Source organism: Georgenia sp. EYE_87 (assembly GCF_023148685.1).
Classification (GTDB): Bacteria; Actinomycetota; Actinomycetes; order Actinomycetales; family Actinomycetaceae; genus Georgenia.
This window is the reverse complement of sequence record NZ_JAHXNL010000002.1, coordinates 155,799-182,405: the sequence shown is the minus strand read 5'-3', so window position 1 is coordinate 182,405 and position 26,607 is coordinate 155,799. Positions and strand designations below refer to the sequence as shown.

Sequence of the window (26,607 nt, the reverse complement as noted above, 5' to 3'; positions counted from 1 at the left end):
CCGTGGCGCGCTCGGTGGGCTCCACCGGGCCGCGGCGACCGACGAGGCTGCGCCGGCCGTCGCAACGACGGCATGATGGGCCCATGATCCGCAGGACCAGCCGCGTGGAGGAGCCGCCCGTCGGCGGCACGGGCGAGGACACCGTCCTGCCCGAGGAGGTCGTCGAGCTCCCTCCACCGCCGCCCGCCGACCGATGGGCGCCGGACGTGCTCGGCGCCGGCTTCCAGGCCCGGACGCTCCCGCTGCACGACGACGACGAGGGCGAGGTCGCCGCGACCCTCGTGCGCCACGTCCCCGCGGACGACCCCGAGTCGCTGCCGGGGACGCCGTCGTCGCCCTCGTTCGCCGTGCTGTACCTGCACGGCTGGAACGACTACTTCTACCAGCGCGAGCTGGCCCGGCGGTGGGCGGCCGAGGGCGGCGCGTTCTACGCCCTCGACCTGCGCAAGTACGGCCGCTCGCTGCGCGCGCACCAGACGCGCGGTTTCATGGAGACCCTCACCGTCTACGACGAGGACATCCACGCCGCGCTCAAGGTGCTCCGGTCGGAGCTCGGGGTCGGCACCGACCTAGTCCTGATGGGCCACTCCACCGGCGGCCTCACCGCGGCGCTGTGGGCGCACCGCCACCCCGGCGCCCTGCGGGCGCTGGTGCTGAACTCGCCGTGGCTCGAGCTGCAGGGGTCGGCGATCCTGCGCGGGGTCGCCCAGCCGATCGTGGGCAGGCTGGCGAAGCTGCAGCCCAAGGCGGTGATGCCGACGTCGGACCTCGGGTTCTACCAGCGCACGCTGCTCGGCTGGACCGAGGCCGACGGGCCGCTGCCCGAGGACGCCGACGACGACGACCCGTTCCTCACCGGGTGGGCGCCCGACCCGAACTGGCGCATGGTGGGGACGCCGATCCGTGCCGGCTGGCTGTCCGCGGTCCTCGCCGGGCACCAGCAGGTGGCGGGCGGCCTGGAGATCTCGTGCCCGGTCCTGGTGCTCACCTCGGGGCGCACGCTCATCAACCCGCGCTGGTCGCCGCAGATGCGTGAGGCCGACACCGTCCTCGACGTCGAGCAGATCCGCCGCCGGGCGCTGCAGCTCGGGCCGCTGGTGACGGTGGCGCGGTTCGACGGGGCCATCCACGACGTCACGCTCTCCGCCCGGCAGGTGCGCGAGCGCGTCTACGCCGAGCTCCGGCGCTGGTCGCGGGCCTACGTGCTCCGCTGAGGCGGGCAGTCAGTGCCGCAGCGCCCGGCCCTGGCGACGCCGCGATCCGGGGTGTCGGGGCCCGCGGCCGCGGGCCCGGACCAGCTCGGCCCGCGCGTCGGCCAGGGACGGCCCGTGCTCGCCGAAGCGCCACACCCGCCAGCCGTCGACGTCGTCGCGCCCGGAGACCTTCCGCGCGGCGACGTCGGGATCGGCCACGGTGTCCCCGCCGGGAAGCCGGATCGCACCGTCGCCCGTCAGGACGGCGTCGTGCCGGATGCCGCGCCGCAGCTGAGACCAGACCAGGGGCGTCTCCCCGTCCAGCATGGCGGCGATGTCGCGGAGGCTGGCGAGGTCGGCGGGCGCCGGGTCGGCCCGTGAGACCTGCGCAACCGTGCCGTCCCGAGGGTGCGAGGCTGCGGCGTCGCTCTGCTGGTCGAGGTCGCTCCCCGCGTCCGGCGCGGAGGGGACAGCGGGCGCGACGTCGGCCTCCGCCGGCCGCCCGAGCTCGGGCTGCGGTGGAGCCGCGGCGGTGCCCGGCGCGGCCGGGCCGCCCGACGCGGCGCTCTCGGCGGTGAGCTCGTTGACCCGCGGCCCGCCGCTGAGCACGTGCGAAGGGCCGAGCTGGTGGGGACGCAGCTCGTTGACCTCGAGGAAGCGCCGGCCGTTCGACATCTGCCGCAACGCCATCTCGTGCACCACGACGCCGGAGTCGGCCAGCACCTGCAGGGCGGGCCGCACCTCGTCGCGCACCGCACCGGCCACGACGACGAGGCGCGGGCCCGCCGCGGGCTTAGGGGGAAGCATCTCGCGGAAGGCGGTCCAGTCCCGTCGGAACGCCTCGGCGCCCCGGGGATAGAGCTCGGCGAGCTGGGACCAGCCGAGGTCGGCGCTGCGGGCGGAGCGCGAGAGCGCCGCGACCAGCGCGGCCGAGTCCAGCTCGTCGACGACCTCCACGGTGACGACCTGCCCGGTGGCGTCGAGCGAGGTCAGCCGCGGCGCCGGAGCGCCCGCGGGACGGTAGGTGCCCGGCCGACGCCCGTCGCCGTGCCAGCTCACCGGGAACAGCGGACGCTGGACGACTTCGAGAACCTGGTCGCGAACCGCTTCCAGGATGTCGGGCTCGATGTCGTCAGGAACGGGATGACCGAACTGGGCAGGCACGAGGCGCCCATCGTCGAACTCGAAGAACGGCATAACGACGTCGACCTGACTGACTCGTGGGTTGAGAGGGGATCCGTCCCTATCTTCGCACGGTCGACGGGGCGCTCGGGGCTACCGCTGGCCGGTGAGGAGCTGGGCGAGGTGCACGCCGTGGCGCCCGACCAGCTGGTCGGCCTGGGTGCGGCAGGAGAAGCCGTCGGCGAGGTAGACGGTGTCCGGGCCGGCCGCGCGCAGGGCGGGCAGCAGGGCGTTCTCGGCCACGGCCACCGAGGTCTCGTAGTGCCCCGCCTCCATGCCGAAGTTCCCGGCCAGGCCGCAGCACCCGGCCAGGCGGGTGACCGTCGCCCCGGCCCGGGCGAGCAGCGCGGCGTCGGCCTCCCAGCCCATCACCGAGTGGTGGTGGCAGTGCGGCTGGGCCACGACCTCGAGGCCATCCAGCGAGGCGGGCACCCAGTCCGGGCCCGGGCCGAGGGGGGCGGGCGCGGTGAGCAGCTCGGCGAGGGTGTAGGTGTCGTCGGCGAGCATCCGGGCGCGGGGGTCCTCGGGCAGCAGGTCGGGCAGGTCCGAGCGCAGGACCGCGGTGCAGGACGGCTCGACGCCGACCACCGGGATGCCGTTCGCCGCGTACGGCGCGAGCACGCCGAGCAGGTGGGTCAGGCGCTTCTTCGCGCCGTCGAGCTGCCCGGTGGAGATCCACGTCAGGCCGCAGCACGCATTCTCGTCCGGCACGATCACGGTGTAGCCGGCCTGCTCCAGCAGGGTCACGGCGGCACGTGCGCCGTCGCCGTCGAGGGTCTCGGAGAACGAGTCGGCCCACAGCACCGCGCGGCGCTGGGCGTCGCCGGGCGAGGCACCCGCGCGAGCGCTGCTCGACGCGTCGACCGCGCCTGGTGCGCGTGGAGCGCGTGGAGCGCTCACAGTGTCGGGGCGCGCTCGCCTCTCCGGGCCCGCCGGCACACCGTTCTCGCGCTTGCGCCACCAGGCGGAGAAGCGCTCCTCGGCGAAGGTGACCATCTGCCGGCGCGGGTCCATCCCGCCCGCGCGGAGCACCAGCCGGGCGAGCGGCCGGAACCCGAGAGCCCGGTTGGACAGCCTGGCCAGCGCGGGGACCTTCGTGACCAGCCCGGTCCAGCGGGGCAGCTGGCCGAGGAGGTAGTGGTTGACCGGCCGGACCTTGCCGGCGTAGCCGCGGTGGAGCGCCTCGGACTTGTACCGGGCCATGTCCACGCCGGTGGGGCAGTCGGCGGAGCAGGCCTTGCAGGACAGGCACAGGTCGAGGGAGTCGCGGACCGCCGGGGAGTCCCAGGAGGTGATCAGCGAGCCGTTGGTGAGCTCCTGCAGCACGCGGGCGCGCCCGCGGGTGACGTCCTTCTCGTCCTTGGTGGCCTGGTAGCTCGGGCACATGAAGCCGCCGGCGGCGGAGTTGTCCGCCCGGCACTTGCCCACCCCGGTGCAGCGGTGGACGGCGGTGGCGAAGTCGCCGCCGTCCTCGAGGAAGGCGAACCCCTTGGCCGGGGGTGTGGGCCTCGCGTACGGCCGGCGCAGGTCCGCGTCCAGCGGGGCCGGGTCCACCAGCACGCCCGGGTTGAGCTGCCCCGACGGGTCGAACAGGGTCTTGACCTTGCCGAACAGGTCCAGCACCTCGGGCGCGTACATGCGGCCCAGCAGCTCGGACCGGGCCCGGCCGTCCCCGTGCTCGCCCGAGAGCGAGCCGCCGTAGCGGGCCACCAGGTCCGCGGACGCCTCGAGGAACTCCCGCGACGGCCCGATCCCGGCCGGGGTCTCCAGCGGCAGGTCCAGGCGCACGTGCACGCACCCGTCGCCGAAGTGCCCGTAGAGCAGCCCGTCCACCCCGCGGTCGGCCATCAGCGCGGTGTAGTCGCGCAGGTAGTCGCCCAGCCGCTCGGGCGGGACGGCGGCGTCCTCCCAGCCCGGCCAGGCCGGGTCCCCGGCCGGGGTGCGCCCGCCCAGGCCCGCGCCGTCGGCCCGGATCCGCCAGAGCGCGTCGGCCTGCTCCCCCGCCGGGACGACGGCGGCCGCGTCCGTCCCGCCGGCGGCGGCCAGGGCCCGGGCGCGGGCCAGGACCTCCTCCGCGCCCTCGCCGGGCTGCGCGCCGACCTCGACGAGCAGCCAGCCGCCGCCCGGCGGCAGCTCCGGCACGGCGGCCGGGCCGCGGTGGCGGCGCACCACGTCGACGAGGCGGGCGTCGATGCCCTCCACCGCCAGCGGGTTGAACTCGAGCAGGGCCGGGACGGCGTCGGCCGCCGTCGGCATGTCCGGGTACCCGAGCGCCACCACGACCGGCGCGGTCGGCATCGGGACGAGGTCCACGGTCGCGCCGAGGACCGTGACGAGCGTGCCCTCCGACCCGACCAGGAACTTGGCCAGGTCCGTGCCGTGCTCGGGCAGCAGGTGCTCGAGGGAGTAGCCGGACACCTGCCGCTTGAAGCGGCCCAGGGCGGTGCGGATCGTGGCGAGGTTCGCGCTGACCAGCTTCTCCAGTCCGGGCACGGCGTCGAGCGCGCCGTCGCCGGCGCCCGCGGTGAACCGGCGCCCGGACGCGTCGACGACGTCGAGCGAGCGGACGTTGTCCGCGGTGCGCCCGTAGGCCACGGCGTGCGGGCCGCACGCGTTGTTGCCGATCATCCCGCCGAGGGTGGCGCGGTTCTGCGTGGACGGGTCCGGCCCGAAGCGCAGCCCGTGCGGGCGGGCCACGACCTGCAGGTCCGACATGACGACCCCGGGCTGGACGACGGCGGTGCGCGCCTCGGGGTCGAGCGAGACGATCTTGTTCATGTGCCGCGAGAAGTCCAGCACCATCCCCGGCCCGACGGCGTTGCCCGCGACCGACGTCCCCGCTCCGCGGGCGGTGACCGGGACCTCCAGCCGGCGCGCGACGTCCAGGGCCGCGAGCGCGTCGTCGACGCCCCGGGGAGCGACGACCACGCGCGGGACCACCCGGTAGTTCGAGGCGTCCGTGGAGTACTCCGCCCGGCGGCGGTCGGAGTCGTCGACCTCGCCGGCCACCGCCGTCCTCAGGGCCGCCGCGATGTCGCTGCTGGTCACCGTGCTCACCCGTGCCAGTCTGGCACGGGCCCCGACCCGTGGTGCCGTGCATCCGGCGTGCGGACCACCGCCTTCACCCGGGTCCGGGAAGACGCTGAGAGGTGGATGTCTGACCGGGCTCGCGCCAGCTCACGCCCGGGCGAGCTCGTTGACGTGGCACCGAGCTCGTGACAGCTCACCGCCCATACCGGGCGAGCTCGTTGACGTGTCGTCGAGCTGGTGACAGCTCGCCCCGCGTGCGGGGCCGCGTCTTGACCTCACGCGCCCGGGGTGGCGGTTCAGGCAGTGGTGTCCTCCCCCGCCATGACGGCGGCGCGGCCGGCCTCGAGCCGCGCGATCGGCACCCGGAACGGTGAGCAGGAGACGTAGTCGAGCCCGGCGTTGTGGAAGAAGTGGATGGACTCGGGGTCGCCGCCGTGCTCGCCGCAGACCCCCATGTGCAGGTCCGGCTTGGTCGAGCGGCCACCCGTGACGCCGGCGACCACCAGGGCGCCCACGCCGTCGCCGTCGAGGGTCTCGAACGGGGAGATGGTCAGCACCCCGTTCTCGAGGTAGTCGGCGAAGAAGGCGCCCTCGACGTCGTCGCGGGAGAAGCCCCAGGTCGTCTGGGTGAGGTCGTTCGTGCCGAAGGAGAAGAAGTCGGCCTCCTCGGCGATGCGGTGCGCGGTCAGCGCGGCGCGGGGCAGCTCGATCATGCAGCCGATCGGCAGGTCGAGCGGGGTGCCGGCGGCCTCGCCGACCTCGGCCAGGATGCCCTCGGCCTCCTCCCGGACGATCTGCAGCTCCCGCACCGAGCCGACGAGCGGGACCATGATCTCCGGCCGCGGGTCCTTCCCCGCCTGGCGCAGCTCCACCGTGGCCTCGGCGATCGCCCGGATCTGCAGCGCGAACAGCCCCGGCACCTTCAGCCCGAGCCGCACGCCGCGCAGGCCGAGCATCGGGTTCTGCTCGTGCATCCGCTGCACCGCGGCGAGGAGCTTGACGTCCCGCTCGTCGACCTCGCCCCTCTCCTTCGCCACCGCGACCTTCACGGCCAGCTCGGTCAGGTCGGGCAGGAACTCGTGCAGCGGCGGGTCGATGAGCCGGATCGTGGTGGGCAGGGAGTCCATCGCCTCGAGCAGGTCGACGAAGTCCTTGCGCTGCAGGGGCAGCAGCTCGGCCAGCGCCGCCTCACGGGCCTCCTGGCCCTCGGCGAGGACGAGGTGCTCGATGTAGGTGCGCCGCTCGCCGAGGAACTGGTGCTCGGTGCGGCACAGCCCCACCCCCTGGGCGCCGCGCTCACGCGCCCGGCGCCCGTCCTCGGCGGTGTCCGCGTTGGCCCGGACCTTCATGCGCCGCACCGAGTCGGCGTGGGTGAGGATCCGGTCGACGGCGAGCACGAGCTCCCGGGTGGCGTCGTCCTCGCTCGCGGCGAGCCCGGCGTCGAGCCCGTCGGCGATGTAGCGCATGACCGGGGAGTCGACCACCGGCACCTCGCCGAGGAACACCTCGCCGGTGGTCCCGTCGAGCGCGATGACGTCGCCGGGGCGCAGCACCTTCCCGGCGACCCGGACCTCCTGGGCCGCGACGTCGACGTCGATCTCCTCGGCGCCGACGACCGCGGTGGTCCCCATGCCGCGTGCGACGACGGCGGCGTGCGAGGTCTTCCCGCCGCGCGAGGTCAGCACGCCGGCCGCGACGATCATGCCCTGCAGGTCGTCGGGGTTGGTCTCCCGGCGCACGAGGATGACCTTCGCCCCCGCCTGGGTGCGCTCGAGCGCCTGCGCGTTGTCGAGGACGATCTCCCCCACCGCCGCGCCGGGGGACGCGGCCATCGCCTTCGTGAGGAGCTTGCGGTCCGCCTCGCCGTCGAACTGGGGGAACAGCAGCTGGGTGAGCTGGGCGCCCGAGACGCGGGAGATCGCCTCGTCCATGGTGATGAGGTTCTCGTCCACGAGCTGGGTGGCCACCCTGAACGCCGCCCCGGCGGTGCGCTTGCCCACCCGGGTCTGCAGCAGCCACAGCTTGCCGCGCTCGATGGTGAACTCGATGTCGCACAGGTCGCGGTAGTGGGTCTCCAGGCGGCGCATCGCCTGCATGAGCTCGGCGTAGGACTTGGGGTCGAGGCCCTCCAGCTCCGCCAGCGTCAGGGTGTTGCGGATGCCGGCGACGACGTCCTCGCCCTGCGCGTTGGGCAGGTAGTCGCCGTACACGCCGGAGTGGCCGGTGGACGGGTCGCGGGTGAAGGCCACGCCGGTGCCGGACGTCTCGCCCAGGTTTCCGAACACCATGGTGACGACGTTGACGGCGGTGCCGAGGTCGTTGGGGATGCGCTCGCGGCGCCGGTACAGGCGGGCACGCTCGGTGTTCCACGAGCCGAAGACGGCCTCGATGGCCATGTCGAGCTGCTCACGGGGGTGCTGGGGGAACTCGCGGCCGGACTCGTCGCGCACGATCTGCTTGAACGACTCGACGAGGTCCTTGAGGTCCTCCGCGGTGAGGTCGACGTCCGTGGCGGCCCCGACCTCCTTCTTCTTCGCGTCCAGGGCGGCGGCGAAGCGGTCGCCGTCGATCTCGAGCACGGTCTTGCCGAACATCTGGATCAGGCGGCGGTAGGAGTCCCAGGCGAAGCGCTCGTCCCCGGAGAACTCGGCCAGCCCCTTCACGGAGGCGTCGTTGAGGCCGACGTTGAGGACCGTCTCCATCATCCCGGGCATGGAGAACTTCGCGCCCGAGCGCACCGAGACCAGCAGCGGCTCGTGGAAGTCGCCGTGGCGCCGGCCGATCGTGTCCTCGATCTCGCGCATGGCCATCGTGACCTCGACGCGCAGCTCCGCCGGGACCTGCCCGTCGCGCATGTACGCCCGGCACGCCTCGGTGGTGATCGTGAACCCCGGCGGGACCGGCAGGCCGATCTTCGTCATCTCGGCCAGGTTGGCGCCCTTGCCGCCCAGGAGGTCCTTCTGGTCCTTGTCACCCTCGCTGAACCGGTACACGTACTTCGCCATCGCGACTCTCCTCGCCGTCGGGTGTTCGCGGCCAGGCTACGGGTGACCGCGGTCACGTTCGACAGGATAGGGGGTGAGGCCGCTCACACCGGATGACCAAGGGCCCTGGCGCGGAACGGTACGGGACTCGCGCCGTCCGTGACGCTCGCGGGGCCCTGCACCCACGGCGGAGCTCGGCCTGATCACGACGGAGCCCCGCAGGATCGCTCCCGCGGGGCTCCGGTCGACTGCCGTCGCGGCGTCTACTTGAAGGCGTCCTTGACGTTCTCGCCGGCCTGCTTCAGGTTGGCCTTGGTCTGGTCGGCCTGGCCCTCGGCCTCCAGCCTCTCGTTGTCGGTCGCCTTGCCGGCGCCCTCCTTGACCTTGCCTGCGCCCTTTTCGGCGGCGTTGCTGATCTTGTCGTCCAGACCCATCGCTGGCTCCTTCCGTCGAGAGTCCCCCTGGTGGGGATCCGTTTCCACGGTAGATCTGGACGTTCGGGTCCGCACGCCGGGACCTCTACGCCGAGGGTGACGACGCTGCCAGCCTCTTTCGGCGTCGTCCCGCCATCCGGACACCCGACCGCCGCGGCGACACGTGCCGGACGGTCGCGACCGTCGCGGGCGGGCGGTGGTGAGATCAGACCATGTCCGGCAAGCCCTTCGTGCTCCTCGCGTCCCGAAGCGAGGACGTCGCGGCGGACGACGAGTACGCGTCGTTCCTGCGCCACGGCGGCCTGCGTCCCGAGGAGCTGGTGCGCGTCCGGATGGAGTCCGGGCCGTTCTCCCTCGACCTCGACGACTACGCCGGCGTGATCCTCGGCGGCAGCCCGTTCACGACGTCGGTGCCCGAGGGGTCCAAGAGCCCGACGCAGCGGCGCGTCGAGGCGGAGCTCGACGCCGTCCTCGCCGAGGTGCAGCGGCGCGACTTCCCCTTCCTCGGGCTGTGCTTCGGTGTGGGGTCGCTGGGCCGGCGGGCGGGCGGCGTCGTCGACGGTACCTACGCCGAGGAGACCTCCGCCGCGCTGATCACACTGACCGGCGAGGGGCGGCGGGACCCGGTGCTGGGCGGCCTCCCGGGCGCGTTCGAGGCCTACGTCGGGCACAAGGAGGCCCTGACGGCGGTGCCGCCGGGCGCGACGCTGCTCGCCACCTCGGCGTCCTGCCCGGTGCAGGCGTTCCGCCTGGGCCGGAACCAGTACGTCACGCAGTTCCATCCCGAGATGGACCGGGCCGCGCTGATCACCCGGATCGAGGTCTACCGCCACTCGGGCTACTTCCCCGCTGACCAGGTCGACGGCGTGATCGAGCGGATCTCCCGCGCCGACGTGAGCGCCTCCCACGCGCTGGTGCGGGCGTTCGTCGAGCGGTACCACCAGCGGGTCACCAGCACCGCCGGCGGTCTCGTCTCCGTCGACGCCTGAGCCCGGCCTCGGCGGCGCGGCACCCGCACGCTCACCCGGGCCCCCCTCTGCGGCCGGGACCGCGAAACTGCGGCCAGGATCGCAAGACTTCGACCAGTAAGTGTCTTTGCGCAGGATGAGTCGTCCTAGGAACACTTCATCTGCCCAGGAGCACTTACCGGTGACAGTCCGGACATCGCGCGGCTGAGGACTGCTCCTCGGGCGACGGGAAAGGCCCGGCGACCAGATGGTCGCCGGGCCTTCCCGTGCGGAACGTCTACCGGTCAGGAACCGGGCTGGAGCTGACCGCCGCCGCCGGCGCCGCCGCCCTCGGGCGCCGTCGGCATGTCACGCTGCTCGACCGTCGTCCCGTGCCCGACGGCGACGGGCTCCGGCTTGACGATCTCCCCGGCCGGGACACCGGTGAAGGTGAACTGGCCCAGCAGGCCCTCGCCCTCGGCGTCGACCAGGATCTTCTGGCCGGGCTTGACGTCGCCGAAGAGGATCTTCTCGGAGAGCACGTCCTCGATCTCGCGCTGGATCGCCCGGCGCAGCGGGCGCGCCCCGAGCACCGGGTCGTACCCGCGCTCGGCGAGGAGCTCCTTGGCCGACGGCGTGAGCTCGATCGTCATGTCCTGGTCCCGCATGCGCTGGTCCAGGCGGGCGATCATGAGGTCGACGATCTGGATGATCTCCGCCTCCGAGAGCTGCGGGAAGACGATGACGTCGTCCACGCGGTTGAGGAACTCGGGCCGGAAGTGCTGCTTGAGCTCCTCGTTGACCTTGGTCTTCATCCGCTCGTAGCTGTTGGACAGCTCGCCACCGGCCTGGAAGCCAGTCAGCAGGCCCTTGGCGATGTCTCGGGTGCCGAGGTTCGTCGTCATGATGATCACGGTGTTCTTGAAGTCCACCGTGCGGCCCTGGGAGTCGGTCAGACGGCCGTCCTCGAGAATCTGCAGGAGCGAGTTGAAGATGTCGGCGTGGGCCTTCTCCACCTCGTCGAACAGCACCACGGAGAACGGACGGCGCCGCACCTTCTCGGTGAGCTGGCCACCCTCCTCGTAGCCGACGTACCCGGGCGGAGAGCCGAAGAGCCGCGAGACGGTGTGCTTCTCGGAGAACTCCGACATGTCGAGCTGGATGAGTGCGTCCTCGTCCCCGAAGAGGAACTCGGCGAGCGCCTTGGCCAGCTCGGTCTTCCCGACGCCGGTGGGGCCGGCGAAGATGAACGACCCGCCCGGGCGCTTGGGGTCCTTCAGACCGGCGCGCGTGCGGCGGATCGCCTGCGAGAGCGCCTTGATGGCCGTGTCCTGGCCGACCACGCGCTTGTGCAGCTCGTCCTCCATGTGGAGCAGCTTCGAGGACTCCTCCTCGGTGAGCTTGAAGACCGGGATGCCGGTGGACATCGCCAGCACCTCGGCGATGAGCTCCTCGTCGACCTCGGAGACCGCGTCGAGGTCGCCGTTCTTCCATGCCTTCTCGCGCTCGGTCCGGCGCTCGCCCAGAGTCTTCTCCTGGTCGCGCAGACGCGCGGCCTTCTCGAAGTCCTGGTCGTCGATCGCCGACTCCTTCTCGCGGCGGACCTCGGCGATGCGCTCGTCGAGCTCGCGCAGCTCCGGCGGGGCCGTCATGCGGCGGATGCGCAGGCGCGCGCCCGCCTCGTCGATGAGGTCGATCGCCTTGTCCGGGAGGAACCGGTCGGAGACGTAGCGGTCCGCCAGGGTGGCGGCGGCCACGAGCGCCTCGTCGGTGATGGAGACGCGGTGGTGCGCCTCGTACCGGTCGCGCAGGCCCTTGAGGATCTCGATGGTGTGCGCGAGCGTCGGCTCGGCCACCTGGATCGGCTGGAACCGGCGCTCCAGGGCGGCGTCCTTCTCGATGTGCTTGCGGTACTCGTCGAGGGTCGTGGCCCCGATGGTCTGCAGCTCGCCGCGGGCCAGCATGGGCTTGAGGATCGACGCCGCGTCGATGGCGCCCTCGGCGGCACCCGCGCCGACGAGGGTGTGGATCTCGTCGATGAACAGGATGATGTCGCCGCGGGTGCGGATCTCCTTGAGCACCTTCTTCAGGCGCTCCTCGAAGTCACCGCGGTAGCGCGACCCGGCCACCAGGGAGCCGAGGTCGAGCGTGTAGAGCTGCTTGTCCTTCAGCGTCTCCGGGACGTCGCCGCGGACGATGTCCTGGGCGAGGCCCTCGACGACGGCGGTCTTGCCGACGCCGGGCTCGCCGATCAGCACCGGGTTGTTCTTGGTGCGGCGGGACAGCACCTGCATGACCCGCTCCACCTCGAGCTTCCGGCCGATGACCGGGTCGAGCTTGCCCTCCCGGGCGGCCTGGGTCAGGTTGCGGCCGAACTGGTCGAGGACGGCGGAGCCCGAGGGCTGGCCCTCGGCGGGACCGCCGGAGGCCACGGGCTCCTTCCCCTGGTAGCCCGACAGGAGCTGGATGACCTGCTGGCGGACACGGTTGAGGTCCGCGCCGAGCTTGGTCAGCACCTGGGCGGCGACGCCCTCGCCCTCGCGGATGAGCCCGAGCAGGATGTGCTCGGTCCCGATGTAGTTGTGGCCGAGCTGCAGCGCCTCGCGCAGGGACAGCTCGAGGACCTTCTTGGCTCGCGGCGTGAACGGGATGTGACCGGACGGGGACTGCTGCCCCTCGCCGATGATCTCGGTCACCTGCGCACGCACCGCCTCGAGCGAGATGTCGAGGGCCTCGAGGGCCTTCGCGGCAACGCCCTCTCCCTCGTGGATCAGGCCGAGGAGGATGTGCTCGGTGCCGATGTAGTTGTGGTTGAGCATCCGCGCCTCTTCCTGGGCGAGGACGACCACGCGTCGGGCACGGTCGGTAAATCGTTCAAACATGTGCACTCCTCACGGGCGGCTACCTCGGCCAGTACCCGGCGGCAACCGGTCTGGGCAGCGTTCGTCAAGGCTAACGGCGGGGACGGCGCGGAACTGCCCGTGTTCGCCACCGGCGTGACGCGTGGGTCCGGCTCGCGGGAACCGCCGCGCGCGGCACGATCGGCAGGCCTCAGCCCAGCTCGCGGCTGAACGCTTCCAGCGCCCGGTCGTCGAAGAGCACGAAGCGCACGAGCTCGATCCGGGTGGCCCCGATCTCGCGGACCTCGAGGCCGCAGACCTCGGCGCCGTCGCGGTTCTCCTGCCGGGCCCCGAAAGCGCCGACCGCCTCCACCGCGACGCGCGCCACCTCGGCCACGTCCCAACCGAAGGCCCCGGCGCTGACTGCCGGGAAGGCGACGGTAGGGGCCGCGACGTCCGTGGCGACGACGAGCGCGCTGGTGAAGCAGGCCGCCAGCAGCGCGGGGTCCGTCTCGCCGCGGCGGGCGTTGGGGCCCACCGTGTGGATGACCCACCGCGCAGGCAGCCGGTATCCGGCCGTCGGCACGGCCTCGCCCACGGGCAGCCCGTCGGGCAGCTCCGTGCGGCGCAGCTCCATGCACTCCTCGAGGAGCCCCGGCCCGGCGACCCGGTGGATCGCGCCGTCAACGCCGCCTCCGCCCAGCAGCGAGGAGTTGGCGGCGTTGACGATGGCGTCCACGTCCTGCCGGGTGATGTCGCCCCTGACGGCCTCGATCCTCATGTCCCCATCCTCTCGCGACGCCGAGCGGCCGGCCGGCGCCCTCCACCGGCGCGGCCCGCCGGGCACGTGTGGACGGACGTCCGGACCGGCCGCCGGGGACCGCCCGCACCGGTTGACCATGCGTCCCCGTGCGGACCGCGGGCCCCGCACCGGTGCGTCCAGGTCGGACGATCAGACCTCGACGAGCAGCGTGACAGGGCCGTCGTTGACCAGCTCGACGGACATGTCGGCGCCGAAGCGGCCGGTGGCGACCTCGATGCCGCGGTCGCGCAGCGCGTCGGCCACCGCGTCGACCAGCGGCTCGGCGACCGCGCCCGCCGCCGCGTGGTTCCAGGTGGGGCGCCGGCCCTTGCGCACGTCGGCGTAGAGGGTGAACTGCGAGACGACGAGGACGGGGGCGTCGTCGTCCGCGACCGACCGCTCGTCCCGCAGGATCCGTAGCTCGGCGATCTTGCGGGCGAGCCGGTCGACCTGCTCGGCACCGTCGTCGTGGGTGACGCCGACCAGTGCGAGCAGCCCGGGGCGGTCGATCCGACCGACGACCTCGTCGCCGACGGTCACCGACGCGCGGGTGACCCGCTGGAGGACGGCCCTCACCAGCGGCCGCCCTGGCCCGGAGGCCGGCGCCGCCCGCCCCCGTAGCCGCTGACGGCGGGCCGGACGTCGGCGAGGTAGACGCCGGCGGGGACGACCGCGATGAACATCGTGAACGTGCCGAGGATGCCCAGGCCCAGCGGCGGCGGGATCGCGATGAACCCGACAAGAGCGCCGATGCCCGTGAGCAGGACCCAGAACTTCTTCGTGCGCTTGCCCCCGTAGGTGAAGGCGCCCGCCGGCCGCCGCGCGGCGTCCACGAGCGCCCACAGCTCGATGCCCAGCAGGACGAGGGAGAGCGCGAGGAAGAGCAGCACCTGCACGTTGGCGATCACCACCGCAGCGTAACGAGCGGGCACGATGGGCGGGTGGACATCACCTCCGGGGCCGGACCGGCCCGTCGCAGCGTGCTCCTGGCCGGCACCGGCCTGCTCACCGTCCCCCTGCTCGCGGCGTGCGGCGGGGACGACCCCGGCGAGGCGGCCGCGCCCCCGCCCTCCGCCACGGGCACCCGGCTCCTCGGGGTGGGCGAGGTGCCGGTCGGCTCCGGCGTCGTCCTGGACGTGGAGGGCGCGTCGGTGGTGGTCGTGCAGCCGGAGGCCGGCACGATCCGGGCATTCAGCGGGGTCTGCACCCACGAGGGGTGCGCCGTGCAGATCGGACGGACGGAGATCGACTGCCCGTGCCACGGGTCGGCGTTCGCCCTCACCGACGGCAGCGTGGTCACCGGGCCGGCGAACGAGCCGCTCCCGCCGGTGCCCGTGACCGTCGTCGGCGAGGACGTCGTCCTCGGGTGACCCCGCCGGATCGCTGACCGGACGGCCGCCCCGCCGTCGGCTCAGCCCTCGGCGAGCTGGGCCATCGCCTGCCGGCGGGACATGCCGGTCATCTGCAGCGCGTCGACCACCAGCGAACGCAGGAGCGACACCAGCGTCTGCTTGCGCCAGCCCTCCTCGGCGTGCAGCACCGGGACGAGGGTGGCGGAGACCCGCACCAGCGTGGCGCGGGCGTGCTCGGGCGGGTCGCCGTGACCGATCGCGGCGGCGAGGGAGCTCAGCGCGGCGGCGACGGCGTCGACCTCGTCGGCGATGTCCGGCGACGGCCCGTCCTCCTCGATGGCGACCACGGCACGGCGGCAGACCACCCGGGCGTTGCGCATGGCGCGGTCCGCCAGGGTGCTCACCCGGCCGAGCTCGGCGATGGTGGCGCGCTCCGCCCGCAGCGCCGGGTTGACCCGGACGACCTCCTTGGCGCTGCGCACGGCGGTGACCCACGCGTCGAGCCCACCCTGCGAGCCGCGGCCCTGGGCCAGGGCGTCGGCGGCGAGCTGGGCATCGCCGCTGCGCAGTCCCCGGCCGAGGGTGGCGAGCATCGAGGCCAGCTCGCTCAGCACCTCCTGGCCCAGGCGGCGGGGGCGGCGCACCACGTCGCCGGGCAGCAGCGCGGTGACGAGGAGCGCGAGCGCGGCGCCGACGAGCGCGTCCGACCAGCGGCCGACGGCACCGTCGGCGAACATGCTGGCCGGCATGGCGACGATGACGATCGACTGCACGCCCGCCTGGGTGGTGAAGAGCTGGCCGCGGTCGAGGAAGCGGGCGGTCAGGGCGGAGATGAGCAGCACCGCGAAGATCTGCACGGGCCCCGCGCCGAACAGGGCGGCGAACAGCTCGCCCAGGCCCACGCCGAGCGTGACGCCGGCGCCCATCTCGGCGACCCGGCGCAGCTGCCGGTCGGGGCTGAACCCCAGGCACACCCAGGCGGCGATCGGGGCGAACATGGGCAGCTCGTGCCCGAGGAGGCTGCCCGAGACGAGGTAGGCCAGGCCCGCGGCGAGCGCCGCGGTGAGGATCGGGGCGAACGCGTCGGAGGTGCGGCGGCGGCCCTGGCGTGCCTGGACGCGCAGCACGACGCGCCAGCGACGCAGGTCCATGGTGCGTCCGATCCCGGCGGCGACGAGCTGGGCCGCCGAGCGGTGCGGCCGCCCCTCGGTGCCGGGCGGGTCCGCGCCGGGGCCGTCCCCCCGTCCCGCGGGGCGCGACCGGTCCGCGCCCGCACGGTCCGCCCGCCCCTCGTCGGACCGGTCCGCGCCCGGGCGTGCCGGGCCGGCCGTCATGGCCGCAGGTCGCGACGGCGGAGACCGGCCCCCGGGCGTTCGGCGGGTCGCACGTCGGTGACCCCGTCGGTCCCGACGACGATCTCCTGGGCGGCCGCGACCCCGCCGGCCGTGAGGGGGGCGTCGGCGGGCACGCTGCGCTTGACGACGGCGAGCGCCACGGGCCCGAGCTCCTCGTGCCGGACGACGGTGGTCAGGCGTCCCACCACCTTCTCGCCGTGCCGCACCTCGTCGCCCGGGCCGGGCAGCAGGTGCTCGGAGCCGTCGAGGTGCAGCATGACCAGGCGGCGGGGCGGGCGGCCGAGGTTGACCACGCGCGCGACCGTCTCCTGGCCGCGGTAGCAGCCCTTGCTCAGGTGGACGCCGGTGCGCAGCCAGTCGAGCTCGTGCGGGATGGTGCGCTCGTCCACCTCGCGGCCCAGGCGGGGGCGCCAGGCCTCCACCCGCAGCGCCTCCCACGCCCACGTCCCGGCGAGGCGGCGCGGGCGGGTGCCCGGCTCCGCCGTCGGGGCGCAGAAGTCCTCGGCCACCGCGGCCAGCGCGTCGCGCCGCACGAGCGAGAGGGCGCGGTGGATCTCGATGCCGGGGTGCTCGGCGTCCGGGGGCCCGTAGTCGGTGGAGCCGGGGGCGGTGCGGGGCCAGGGGTCCTGCCAGGTGAGCAGGTGGGCCGGGTGGTCCGGGAGTGCGGTCCAGCCGCCGGCGGCGGTGCCCAGGACCGCGACGTCGTCGCGCCGCCCGACCTCCACGCGGAGCATGAACCGCATCGAGTCGAGGAAGGCGGCGAGCGGCGCGGCGTCCGCCGCCTCGGTGATCAGCCAGGTGCGCTCGCCGTCGTCCTGGACCGCCGGGGCGTGCTCGACGTGCCCGTTGACGTCCAGGAGCAGCAGCTCGGTGGAGGCCCCGGCCTCGAGGCCCAGCAGCAGCTGGGAGCTGAGCGTGTTCAGCCAGCTGATCCGGTCCGGGCCGGTGACGGTGACGACGCCGAGGTGGGAGAGGTCCACCAGCGCCTCGCCGCGGGCGAGGGCGCGCTGCTCGTGCACCGGGTCGCCGTAGTGCAGCGCGACGCCCGCGTCGGGCCCCGAGTCGGCGACGGCGCCAGGCCGGCCCAGCAGCGGGCTGCGGTAGGTGGTCTCCTCGGTGGCGGTCATCTCACTCCTCCCGGCTCAGCCGGCCGGACGCGTAGGACTGGAGCTCGTGGCCGAAGGCGGCGAGGTCCATCGCCCACATCAGGTCCCGCTGGACGAGCCCGTAGACGCGGGTGGCCCCGGTCATCTCGGCGGCGGTGGCCGTGCGCACCACCGCGTCCGTGGACAGGTCGATCCGCGGCCCGCGCACGGAACCCACGTAGACGCTGATCTGGCCGGCGGGGTCCGCGACGAGCACCTCGAGCTCGGTCGGCGGGGGCACCGGCGCACCGGCGCTCGTCCGGGCGGTGCCGTCCCCCTCCTCCGGCGTGGGGTGCCCGTTCGGCACCGGCCGCCAGTACGAGGTCTCGGTGGACCAGAGCTGGCCGCGGACCAGTGCGGCCGCCCCCTCGTGCCCGGTCATCTCCCGGGCGATGGGGCCGGACCCCTCGGGGTCGGCGAGGTGGATGGTCGACGTCGAGCGCAGGTAGGGCCCGCCGTCGTGGTCGAAGACGATCTCCTGCACGAAAGGGGTCTCCGGCACGCCCGGGTAGCCGAGCAGGCCGAAGCCGCGCCACGAGCCGAGGAGCCAGGCGAGCGGGTAGCACTCCGGGGCGAGGTCGTCAGGGAGCTGGAACGGCATGGTGCCAGGCTAGTCGTCGTGAGGCGTGAGGGGGTCAGCCGCCCAGGAGCCGGCTGACGAGAAAGACGGGCACGCCGGACGCGAGCACCAGCAGCAGGGCGGCGGCGAGGGCGGGGCGGACCCGCCGCGAGGCCGGGAACCGGCCGAAGAGGATGTGCAGGGCGGCCGTGAGGATCCCGGCGGCGAGCCCCACCAGCAGGCCTGGCACCGGGCCGACGTCGCCGAGCAGGGAGCCGGTGAGCAGCCCGACCGCGCCGCCGACCACCGTGGCGAGCGCGGCGACGAGCCGGGTGGCCGCGTTCACCGCCGTCACGGCGGCCGCGGCGGCGATCGCGGCCGCGGCCGTGACGACCAGCTCGGCGCTGACGACGCCCTCCTCCACGGCGAGCCAGCCGGCGGCCGAGACGACGACGACGGTCCCCGAGACCACGCCCGCCACCGACTCGACGAGTCTCGGGCGGCCGTCACGCCGCAGCATCTGGTGGACGAACGCAGCGACGACGGCCAGGCCCATGACCACGGCGAGGTCACCGAAGGTGCTCACCCTCACCACCGCGACCGCGGCCAGCGCCGTCAGGCCGATCACCAGGCTGCCGCCGCGGGCGGTGGGCAGCGAGAGCAGCCGAGGCCACCCCGAGGCGAAGACGAGACCGAGCGCGAGGACCACGCCGGTGAGCACGTCGAGGGACGCGTACCCGGCGAGCGCCACGGTGGCGGCGCCGAGGGCCGTGAACACCGCGCGGGTGGAGGCGCCCATCATCGGAGGGCCCCGTCCCGAGGGGTTGCTCCGCCGCCCGGTCGGCACGGGGCGGTGGAGGTCACCCGGCGATTGTTGCAGATGGGACGGGCTGGCCCCCGTACGCCGGGGCCGCCCGGGGCCGCCCGGGGGCTCCGGGACCGGGCGGTCTCCCGCACACGGTCACGCGTCGGGGCACCCCCACCGTCCCGCTAGAGTGTGGCCACCCGTGAGGAGGGGGCCCCGTGGCGGAACTCGTGATGCTCACCGCCGAACCCGACGGCGCCGCCGCCGTGCTGCCCGCCCTCACCCTGCTCACGCACCACGTCCGGGTCGCTCCCCCGGCCCTCTCCTCCGTCGTCGAGGACGACGGCGCGGCCGCCGTGCTCCTCGACGCCCGGTCGGACCTGGTCGTGGCACGGACCCTCTGCCGCGGCCTGAGCGGCCCCATGGCGGCCCCGCCCGTGCTCCTCGTGCTCACGGAGGGCGGCTTCACCGCGGTCTCCCGGTCATGGGGCGCCGCCGACGTCGTCCTGGCCAGCGCGGGGCCGGCGGAGGTCGAGGCGCGCCTGCGCATGATCGCCGAGGTCCCGCGCCCGGACGCGGAGCCCTCCGGCTCCCCCGACCGGCTCGAGGCCGGCGACCTCGTCATCGACGCCTCGGCGTACACGGCCCGGGTCAGGGGCCGGCACCTCGACCTGACCTACAAGGAGTTCGAGCTGCTCCGCCACCTGGTCCAGAACCCCGGGCGTGTGCTCTCACGGGCCCAGCTGCTCCAGGAGGTGTGGGGCTACGACTACTTCGGCGGTACGCGGACCGTGGACGTCCACGTCCGGCGCCTGCGCGCGAAGCTGGGCAGCGAGCACGACCAGCTCATCGGCACCGTGCGCAACGTCGGGTACCGCTTCGACCCGCGCGGGCGTGACGGCGGTGAGGGGCGCGACGACGGCGCCACGCCGGCGCCGTGAGGGGCGCCACGCCGACCCCGGGTCCGGGCGCCACGCCCACCCCTGGCCCGCCGCCACGCCGTGGCCGGGACCGTGACCTGCGGCTCCGCCGTCGCCGCCTCCCCGGGTGAGCCCTGCGCTTGCGCGGTCACGGAACCACTGCCGTACAGTGGGGCCTGACGCCGGGTCGCGAAAGCCCCGGGCTCCAACACAAGCCGCCAAGAGCGGCCTTCGCGCCGACTGGCGCTCTCCGGCCCGGCGTCCTCACACTCCCCCGGCCGACGCGACGACGCGTGGTTCCTCGGGCGGGACCTTCCTGGCTTAGCCTGGGCACCGCCGGTTCACCCGCCGGTCACGTCCACGTCAGGGAGTCTCGTTGAGATTGCGGCTCACCCCCCAGGACGGCGCCTTCTTCGCGCTGCTCACCACGAGCGCCGGGCACCTCGTCGAGGGCGCCGAGCTGCTCACGCGCATGCTCAGCGCCGACCGCACCCAGCGCGTCCGGCTGGCCGAGCGCCTGCACGAGGTCGAGCACGAGGCCGACGAGAGCGCCCGGGCGTTCCTCAGCCGCCTCAACAAGACGTTCGTGACCCCGTTCGACCGTGACGACATGTACTCCCTGGCCAGCGGGATCGACGACTGCATGGACGCGATCGACGAGGCCGGGGACCTCATGGTGCTCTACAAGGTGGGAGTCCTGCCGACCGGCGTGGGCGAGCTGGTCGGGGTGCTGCGCCGCTGCGCCGAGCTGACGGCCCAGGCGATGCCGCGGCTGCGCTCGACGACCGACCTGCGCGAGTACTGGGTCGAGGTGGACCGGCTGGAGCACGTGGCGGACCGTGCCTACCGGCGGCTCGTCGCCGAGCTGTTCGACGAGGAGACGGACCCGATCAAGGTCATCAAGCTCAAGGGCGTCCTCGACGCCCTCGAGGAGGCCGCAGACTCCTTCGAGCGGCTCGCGAACAGCGTCGAGACCATCGCGCTCAAGGAGTCCTGAGCCCGGTGGATCCCGTCCTCCTCCTCGTGGTGGTGGTCGTGACGGTCGCGCTGGTCTTCGACTTCACGAACGGCTTCCACGACGCCGCCAACTCCATCGCCACCTCGGTCACCACCCGCGCGCTCACCCCGCACACGGCCGTGGTCCTGGCGGCGGTGATGAACCTGCTCGGGGCCATGCTGGGGACCGGGGTGGCCGAGACCATCGGCTCCGGCATCATCACGACACCGCAGGGCACCGACGGCCTCGGCGTCGTCCTCGCCGCGCTCGTCGGCGCCATCGCGTGGAATCTGCTGACCTGGTGGCTCGGGCTGCCCTCGTCGTCGTCCCACGCCCTGATCGGCGGGCTGCTCGGTGCCGGTCTGGCCGCCGCCGCGACGGTGCACTGGGAGGTGATCGGCCTCCTGGTCGCCCTGCCGATGGTGCTCTCGCCGCTCGTCGGCTTCGTGCTGGCGTACGCGGTGATGGTGCTCACGCTGTGGACGGTCCGTTCGTTCCCGTACCGGCGGACCCTGCGCGGCTTCCAGCTGTCCCAGACCATCTCCGCGGCCGCGATGGCCCTGGGCCACGGGCTCCAGGACGCGCAGAAGACGATGGGGGTGATCGTGCTGGCGCTCGTCGCGGGCGGCCTGCACGAGGGCAGCGAGATCCCGCTGTGGGTCAAGCTCGCCGCCGCGGCCGCCATCTCGCTGGGTACCTACGCCGGCGGCTGGCGCATCATGCACACCCTCGGCCGGCGCGTCATCCAGCTCGACCCCGCCCGGGGGTTCGTCGCCGAGTCCGTCTCCTCCGCCGTGCTCTACGTCGCGGCCTTCGTCTTCCACGCCCCCGTCTCGACCACCCACACCATCACGTCCGCGATCATGGGCGTGGGCGCCACGAGGCGGCTCTCCGCCGTGCGCTGGGCCGTAGCCGGGAACATCGCTGTCGCCTGGGTGCTGACGATCCCCGCCTCGGCCGCCGTCGCCGCCGGCCTCTACCTGCTGATCAGCCCGTTCGTGCGCTGACCGCCGGGCGCGGACGGCCGCCGTGCGCACCGCAGACGCGCGGGCGGGCCTGGTTCCGCGTGCCCGTCACCGCGGTCCGGCGCTAGCGTGGTGGTGCGCACCGTCGCGAAACGACCACACCGAGGAGCACCATGCGCGCCCGCACCGTTCCAGCCGTGGCTGCGGCGGTCCTGCTCCTCTCGGCCGGGTGCTCCCGGGGCGCGGAGGTCATCGCGCTCGAGGTGGGCGACTGCCTCGACCAGTCGGAGCTCGAGGGCACCGAGGTGACCCAGGTGGACACCAAGGAGTGCACCGAGCCCCACGACGCCGAGGTCTTCGCGGCGGTCGGTCACACCGACGGCGACTACCCCGGCCGCGCCGCCATCGAGGAGTTCGCGGAGAAGGAGTGCACGGCGCGGTTCGAGAAGTTCGTGGGCGTGCCGTACGCGGAGTCGGAGATCTACTTCTCCACCCTCTCGCCCACCGAGGAGGGGTGGGACCGGGCGGACGACCGCACCTCGCTGTGCATCCTGCTCTCGGAGACGCCGGTCAGCGAGTCGCTGAAGGGCGCGGCCCGCTGAGAGCGGGACCGGGCGAGCCACGCACGGGCGGGCCCCGACGAGCACAGCACGGTCGGGACCCGGCGAGCACAGCACGGGCGGGCCCCGGCGAGCACAGCACGCCCGGGACCCGGCGAGCACAGCACGGGGCGAGCGCGGGAACGGCCGTCGCCGACGACGAAGGGGGCCCGCAGGCCCCCGTCGTCGTCAGCGGTGCCGGCTCACCCGAAGCGGCCGGAGATGTAGTCCTCGGTGTCCTTCACGGACGGCGAGGAGAACATCTTCTCGGTGTCGTCCATCTCGATGAGGTGCCCGGGCTTGCCGGTGCCGGCGATGTTGAAGAAGCCGGTGCGGTCGGAGACGCGGGCCGCCTGCTGCATGTTGTGGGTCACGATGACGATCGTGTACTCGTCCTTCAGCTCGGCCATGAGGTCCTCGATGGCGAGCGTCGAGATCGGGTCGAGGGCCGAGCACGGCTCGTCCATGAGGAGCACCTGCGGCTTGACCGCGATCGCGCGGGCGATGCACAGCCGCTGCTGCTGGCCGCCGGAGAGGGACGAGCCGGGCCGGTCGAGGCGGTCCTTCACCTCGTTCCACAGGTTGGCACCCCGGAGCGACTCCTCGACCAGCGCCTCCGCGTCGGACTTCTTGATGCGGTTGTTGTTCAGCTTGACGCCGGCGAGCACGTTGTCCGCGATGGACATGGTGGGGAACGGGTTCGGCCGCTGGAAGACCATGCCCACCTGGCGGCGCACCTGCACCGGGTCGACGTCCGAGGCGTAGAGGTTCTGGCCGTCCATGAGGGCCTCGCCCTCGACGCGGGCGCCGGGGATGACCTCGTGCATGCGGTTGAGCGTGCGCAGGAAGGTCGACTTGCCGCAGCCCGAGGGGCCGATCAGCGCGGTGACGGACCGGGGCTCGATGGTCATGTTGACGCCCTCGACCGCGAGGAAGTCCCCGTAGTAGACGTTGAGGTCCTTGACGTCGATGCGCTTAGACATGGGGGTTCCTTCCGGGGCCGGCGGCGCGGCCCGCGCTGGCGGGGCGGAGGGGGCGGGGGTGGCGCGCGGAGCGGCGCGCGACGGACCGGGTCACGAGATGCCCTTCGGCGAGAAGTACCGGCTCACGAGGCGGGCCACGAGGTTGAGCAGCATGACGATGGCCACCAGGGTGAGCGCGGCCGCCCAGGCGCGCTCGACGCCGACGCCGCCCTGGGCGTACTGGCGGTAGGCGAACACGGGGAGCGTAGCCATGCGGCCCTCGAACGGGTCGTTGTTGGTGGTCGCGATGATGCCGGTGGTCATCAGCAGCGGGGCCGTCTCGCCGATGACCCGGGCGATGGCGATCATCACGCCGGTGGTGATGCCCGCGATGGCGGTGCGCAGCACGACCTTGACCACGGTGAGCCACTTCGGCACGCCGAGCGCGTAGGACGCCTCTCGCAGCTCGTTGGGGACGAGCCGGAGCATCTCCTCGACCGAGCGCACGACCACGGGGGTCATGAGGACGGCGAGGGCGATGGCACCCATGAACGCGGAGCGGTAGGCCGGCCCGACGATGATCGTGAAGAAGGCGAAGGCGAAGAGGCCGGCGACGATCGACGGGATGCCGGTCATCACGTCCACCAGGATCGTGATCGCCCGCGCGAGGCGGCCCTTGCCGTACTCGACGAGGTAGATCGCGGTGAAGATGCCCAGCGGGATCGAGATCAGCGAGGCGATGCCGGTCACCCACAGGGTGCCGATGATCGCGTGGAGGGCGCCGCCCTCCCGCATGTCGCCGAAGATGCCGGTCATGTCCGTGGTGAGGAAGTCCCAGCTCATCAGGGACGCACCCTCGGCGAGGACGATCCACACCAGCGAGACGAGAGGGATCATCGCCAGGATGAACGCCCCGGTGACGAGGGACGTGGCCAGGCGGTCCTTGGCCCGGCGCGGGCCCTCGACGGCGCGCGACGCGGCCCAGGTGGCCCCGACGAAAAGGATTCCCCCGACGAGCGCCACGGACGCGATCGTCGGCTCCGAGGTCACGCCGAGGAACAGGAACGCGACGGCGAAGGCGCCGGCGAGGATCGCCCAGGGCGCCCACCGCGGCAGGCGGCCGGCGCGCTGGAGAGTGGGGGCGGTGGTGATGGTCATCAGTTCGCTCCCGAGAACTCGGCGCGGCGCGCGATGATCCAGCGGGCGAGCAGGTTCACGCCGAAGGTGATGGCGAAGAGGGCGAGCCCGGTCGCGATGAGCACGTCAGCGCCCAGGCCCGAGGCCTCCGGGAACTGGTTCGCGATGTTCGCGGCGATCGACTGGTGCTGGCCGGGCCTGAGCAGGTAGAAGTTGATGAGGAACCCGGGCGACAGGATCATCAGGACGGCCATCGTCTCGCCGAGCGCGCGGCCGAGGCCAAGCATCGAGGCGCTGATGATGCCTGAGCGGCCGAACGGGAAGACGGCCATCCGGATCATCTCCCAGCGCGTGGATCCCAGCGCCAGGGAGGCCTCCTCGTGCAGGCGCGGGGTCTGCAGGAAGACCTCCCGGATGGTCGCCGTGATGATCGGCAGGATCATCACGGCCAGCACGATGCCGGCGGACATGACGTTCTTCGCCGGCGCCTGGAAGTCGGCGAACAGCGGGATGAACCCCAGGGTGCCGGACAGCCACTCGAAGAAGGGCTGGAGCTGGGGGACGAGCCAGGACATGCCCCACATGCCGTAGACCACGGACGGGATCGCGGCGAGCAGGTCGACCAGGTACCCCAGTCCCTGTGCGGCGCGGCGCGGCGCGTAGTGCGAGATGAACAGAGCGATGGCGATGCTCAGCGGCACGGCGATGATCAGCGCGATCACCGAGGAGAGCAGGGTGCCGAAGATCAGCGGGGCGATGTAGGCCCACAGGCCCTTCCCCTGCATGAACCCGACGGTGTCGTAGTCCTCCTGCGAGGCCGTGATCGCTGGCCACGACCGCAGGACGAGGAAGCCCGCCACCGCTGCCAGGATGATGAGGATGGTGATGCCGGCGCCGGTGGAGACGCCGGCGAAGACCTTGTTCCCCAGGCGGCCCGGCGCGTCGCCCAGCCGTGGGGCTGGGGCGCGCCCGGGCGGGGCGTCAGGAGTGGTGACGGTTGCCACGGGTCCTCCGGGTGGTAGCGGTTCGGGGGTCAGCGGTACGAAAGGACCGGGTCGGCGCCTGCGCTGGGGGACGCAGGTGACTGCGGGGGCACGACAGCCGACGCCCTGCACCTTAGGCAGAGCCGGTGTCCATGAGGCAGGCGCAAGGTGAACGGACGGTGAACTGCGCCTGTCGTCTCCCTCACAGGCGTCCGCGATCCGGTATGTCGCACGGTCCCGGACCCGCCTCAGGCGACCGTGATCTGGTCGATCGCGGCGGTGACCCTGCTGCGCAGGTCCTCCGAGATCGGGGCGGAGCCGGCCACGGAGGGGTCGGCCGTCCGCGTCTGCCCCTCCTCGGAGGCGATGTAGCTCAGCAGGGCCCGGACGTTCTCCGCGTCCTGCTCCGACTCGTAGCGCGAGCAGGCGATCGTGTAGGAGATGAGGACGATCGGGTAGGTGCCCGACTCCGAGGTGTCGCGGGCCAGGTCGATGGTCAGCCGTAGGTCCGTCGCGTCCTCCGCCGGAGGTGAGACGTCGACGACGGCGGCCGCGGCCTCCGGGGAGAACGGCACGAACTCCTCACCCACACCGACCGCGACGGTCCCGAGGTCGTCGGGGACCTGGGCGGCGTCGACGTAGCCGATGGTCCCCTCCGCCGCCTGCATCGTGGTGACGACGCCCGACGTCTGGGTGCCGGACTGGGTCCCGGAGATCGGCCAGGTCTCCCCGGGCTCGTGCGGCCAGGCCTCACCGGCCGCCTCGGCGAGGTACTCCGTGAAGTTCTCCGTCGTGCCCGAGTCGTCGGACCGGTTCACCGGGACGATCTCCGTGCCGGGCAGCTCTACGTCGGGGTTCGTCTCCACGATGGCCGGGTCGTCCCACGTGGTGATGTCGCCGTTGAAGATCCCGGCCAGCGTCTCCGGCGTGAGGTTGAGGTGCTCGGCGCCCAGACCGGGGAGGTTGTAGGCCACCGCGATCGGGGAGATGTACAGCGGCAGCTCGACGACCTCGCCGCCGAAGCACCGGTCCCGTCCCTTCTCGAGCTCCTCCTCGCTCATCGCGGCGTCGGAGCCGGCGAAGAGGATGGCGCTGTTGAGGAACATCTCCCGCCCGGTGCCCGACCCGACGGGGTCGTACGAGACGAGCACCCCCGGGTGGGCGTCGTTCATCCCGGCGAGCCACGCGGTCATGGCGACCTCCTGGGAGGAGGCGCCCGCCCCGGGGAGGGAGCCCGACAGGCCCGATCCGACGTCGTCGGAGCCGCAGGCCGCGAGGGAGAGAGCGAGGATGGACGCGGTCACCGCGATCCCGGCCCTCCGAGATGGTGCCCGCACCTGGTTCCCTCCTGACGTCCGCCCGCTGTGCCGCGCCACACTCTAGGCGGACGGAGGGGCCGGGACCATTTCCGGGGCG

23 protein-coding genes are annotated in these 26,607 nt (G+C 73.3%); 7 read left to right on the top strand and 16 right to left on the bottom strand.

The features are described 5' to 3' along the window. Positions 1–83 precede the first annotated feature (83 nt). Positions 84–1,214: an alpha/beta hydrolase gene (locus KZX45_RS04195; RefSeq protein WP_248256469.1), complete on the top strand. Its 1,131-nt coding sequence runs from the start codon at positions 84–86 to the stop codon at positions 1,212–1,214. A 9-nt stretch (positions 1,215–1,223) separates the two neighbouring features. Here the strand turns inward: KZX45_RS04195 and KZX45_RS04190 are convergent, their stop codons facing one another. The 4 genes from KZX45_RS04190 to KZX45_RS04175 all read right to left on the bottom strand — a co-directional run bounded on the left by KZX45_RS04190 (position 1,224) and on the right by KZX45_RS04175 (position 8,823). Then, entirely contained in the window at positions 1,224–2,390 is a 1,167-nt protein-coding gene (locus tag KZX45_RS04190; protein WP_248256468.1) for a hypothetical protein, read from the bottom strand. Positions 2,391–2,468: 78 nt separating this feature from the next. After that, positions 2,469–5,432: an FAD-binding and (Fe-S)-binding domain-containing protein gene (locus KZX45_RS04185; protein WP_248256467.1), complete on the bottom strand. Its 2,964-nt coding sequence runs from the start codon at positions 5,430–5,432 to the stop codon at positions 2,469–2,471. A gap of 269 nt (positions 5,433–5,701) precedes the next feature. After that, positions 5,702–8,410: a pyruvate, phosphate dikinase gene (ppdK, locus tag KZX45_RS04180; RefSeq protein WP_248256466.1), complete on the bottom strand. Its 2,709-nt coding sequence runs from the start codon at positions 8,408–8,410 to the stop codon at positions 5,702–5,704. A 242-nt stretch (positions 8,411–8,652) separates the two neighbouring features. Continuing rightward, the gene (locus KZX45_RS04175) at positions 8,653–8,823 is read right to left on the bottom strand and encodes a CsbD family protein (protein WP_248256465.1); all 171 of its coding nucleotides are present in this window, start codon (positions 8,821–8,823) and stop codon (positions 8,653–8,655) included. A gap of 212 nt (positions 8,824–9,035) precedes the next feature. On the opposite strand from KZX45_RS04175, the gene KZX45_RS04170 reads away from it, so the two are divergent. Then, positions 9,036–9,812, top strand: coding sequence for a glutamine amidotransferase (locus KZX45_RS04170; RefSeq protein WP_248256464.1), 777 nt, complete (start codon positions 9,036–9,038; stop codon positions 9,810–9,812). A 263-nt stretch (positions 9,813–10,075) separates the two neighbouring features. Here KZX45_RS04170 and KZX45_RS04165 read toward each other — a convergent pair whose 3' ends face one another. The 4 genes from KZX45_RS04165 to KZX45_RS04150 form a co-directional block, all read right to left on the bottom strand. After that, positions 10,076–12,652 (bottom strand): ATP-dependent Clp protease ATP-binding subunit, encoded by a 2,577-nt coding sequence (locus tag KZX45_RS04165; protein ID WP_248256463.1) that lies wholly within the window; start codon positions 12,650–12,652, stop codon positions 10,076–10,078. Between the two features lie 169 nt (positions 12,653–12,821). Further along, positions 12,822–13,391, bottom strand: a complete 570-nt coding sequence (locus KZX45_RS04160; RefSeq protein ID WP_248256462.1) for an O-acetyl-ADP-ribose deacetylase — start codon at positions 13,389–13,391, stop codon at positions 12,822–12,824. 171 nt (positions 13,392–13,562) lie between these two features. Then, positions 13,563–13,988, bottom strand: a complete 426-nt coding sequence (gene dtd / locus KZX45_RS04155; protein WP_248256461.1) for a D-aminoacyl-tRNA deacylase — start codon at positions 13,986–13,988, stop codon at positions 13,563–13,565. Next, complete coding sequence (locus tag KZX45_RS04150) at positions 13,985–14,320, bottom strand: DUF2516 family protein (protein WP_248256460.1); 336 nt, start codon at positions 14,318–14,320, stop codon at positions 13,985–13,987. Before KZX45_RS04150 ends, dtd begins: the two co-directional genes overlap by 4 nt. Positions 14,321–14,353: 33 nt before the next feature. Here KZX45_RS04150 and KZX45_RS04145 point away from each other — a divergent pair, with 33 nt between their 5' ends. After that, entirely contained in the window at positions 14,354–14,782 is a 429-nt protein-coding gene (locus tag KZX45_RS04145; protein ID WP_248256459.1) for a Rieske (2Fe-2S) protein, read from the top strand. Between the two features lie 41 nt (positions 14,783–14,823). Here KZX45_RS04145 and KZX45_RS04140 read toward each other — a convergent pair whose 3' ends face one another. From KZX45_RS04140 to KZX45_RS04125, 4 genes are read right to left on the bottom strand one after another with little or no spacing between them, the layout of a single operon-like run. Next, positions 14,824–16,098, bottom strand: a complete 1,275-nt coding sequence (locus KZX45_RS04140; protein WP_248256458.1) for an aromatic acid exporter family protein — start codon at positions 16,096–16,098, stop codon at positions 14,824–14,826. Further along, positions 16,095–17,246 (bottom strand): folate-binding protein YgfZ, encoded by a 1,152-nt coding sequence (locus tag KZX45_RS04135; protein WP_248256457.1) that lies wholly within the window; start codon positions 17,244–17,246, stop codon positions 16,095–16,097. Before KZX45_RS04135 ends, KZX45_RS04140 begins: the two co-directional genes overlap by 4 nt. Before the next feature lies 1 nt (position 17,247). Further along, positions 17,248–17,865, bottom strand: coding sequence for an FABP family protein (locus KZX45_RS04130; RefSeq protein WP_248256456.1), 618 nt, complete (start codon positions 17,863–17,865; stop codon positions 17,248–17,250). Positions 17,866–17,899: 34 nt separating this feature from the next. Then, a complete protein-coding gene (locus tag KZX45_RS04125) occupies positions 17,900–18,625 on the bottom strand; it encodes a hypothetical protein (protein ID WP_248256455.1) in 726 nt (241 codons plus the stop codon). Positions 18,626–18,846: 221 nt separating this feature from the next. Here KZX45_RS04125 and KZX45_RS04120 point away from each other — a divergent pair, with 221 nt between their 5' ends. The 4 genes from KZX45_RS04120 (at position 18,847) to KZX45_RS04105 (ending at position 22,112) form a co-directional block, all read left to right on the top strand. Continuing rightward, on the top strand, positions 18,847–19,569 hold the full coding sequence (locus KZX45_RS04120) for a response regulator transcription factor (RefSeq protein ID WP_248256454.1): 723 nt from the start codon (positions 18,847–18,849) through the stop codon (positions 19,567–19,569). A 355-nt stretch (positions 19,570–19,924) separates the two neighbouring features. After that, positions 19,925–20,545 carry a DUF47 domain-containing protein gene (locus KZX45_RS04115; protein WP_248256453.1) on the top strand — a complete coding sequence of 207 codons (621 nt, stop codon included), beginning with the start codon at positions 19,925–19,927 and terminating at the stop codon, positions 20,543–20,545. 5 nt (positions 20,546–20,550) lie between these two features. Continuing rightward, positions 20,551–21,552, top strand: a complete 1,002-nt coding sequence (locus KZX45_RS04110; protein ID WP_248256452.1) for an inorganic phosphate transporter — start codon at positions 20,551–20,553, stop codon at positions 21,550–21,552. Between the two features lie 155 nt (positions 21,553–21,707). Further along, positions 21,708–22,112, top strand: a complete 405-nt coding sequence (locus KZX45_RS04105) for a septum formation family protein (protein ID WP_248256451.1) — start codon at positions 21,708–21,710, stop codon at positions 22,110–22,112. Between the two features lie 200 nt (positions 22,113–22,312). Here the strand turns inward: KZX45_RS04105 and pstB are convergent, their stop codons facing one another. The 4 genes from pstB to pstS all read right to left on the bottom strand — a co-directional run bounded on the left by pstB (position 22,313) and on the right by pstS (position 26,495). Beyond that, on the bottom strand, positions 22,313–23,092 hold the full coding sequence (gene pstB, locus KZX45_RS04100) for a phosphate ABC transporter ATP-binding protein PstB (protein WP_248256450.1): 780 nt from the start codon (positions 23,090–23,092) through the stop codon (positions 22,313–22,315). A 90-nt stretch (positions 23,093–23,182) separates the two neighbouring features. Beyond that, positions 23,183–24,229, bottom strand: a complete 1,047-nt coding sequence (gene pstA / locus KZX45_RS04095) for a phosphate ABC transporter permease PstA (RefSeq protein ID WP_248256449.1) — start codon at positions 24,227–24,229, stop codon at positions 23,183–23,185. Next, positions 24,229–25,212 (bottom strand): phosphate ABC transporter permease subunit PstC, encoded by a 984-nt coding sequence (gene pstC / locus KZX45_RS04090; protein ID WP_374112540.1) that lies wholly within the window; start codon positions 25,210–25,212, stop codon positions 24,229–24,231. Before pstC ends, pstA begins: the two co-directional genes overlap by 1 nt. Positions 25,213–25,439: 227 nt before the next feature. Then, entirely contained in the window at positions 25,440–26,495 is a 1,056-nt protein-coding gene (gene pstS / locus KZX45_RS04085; RefSeq protein ID WP_248256448.1) for a phosphate ABC transporter substrate-binding protein PstS, read from the bottom strand. Positions 26,496–26,607: the final 112 nt, after the last annotated feature.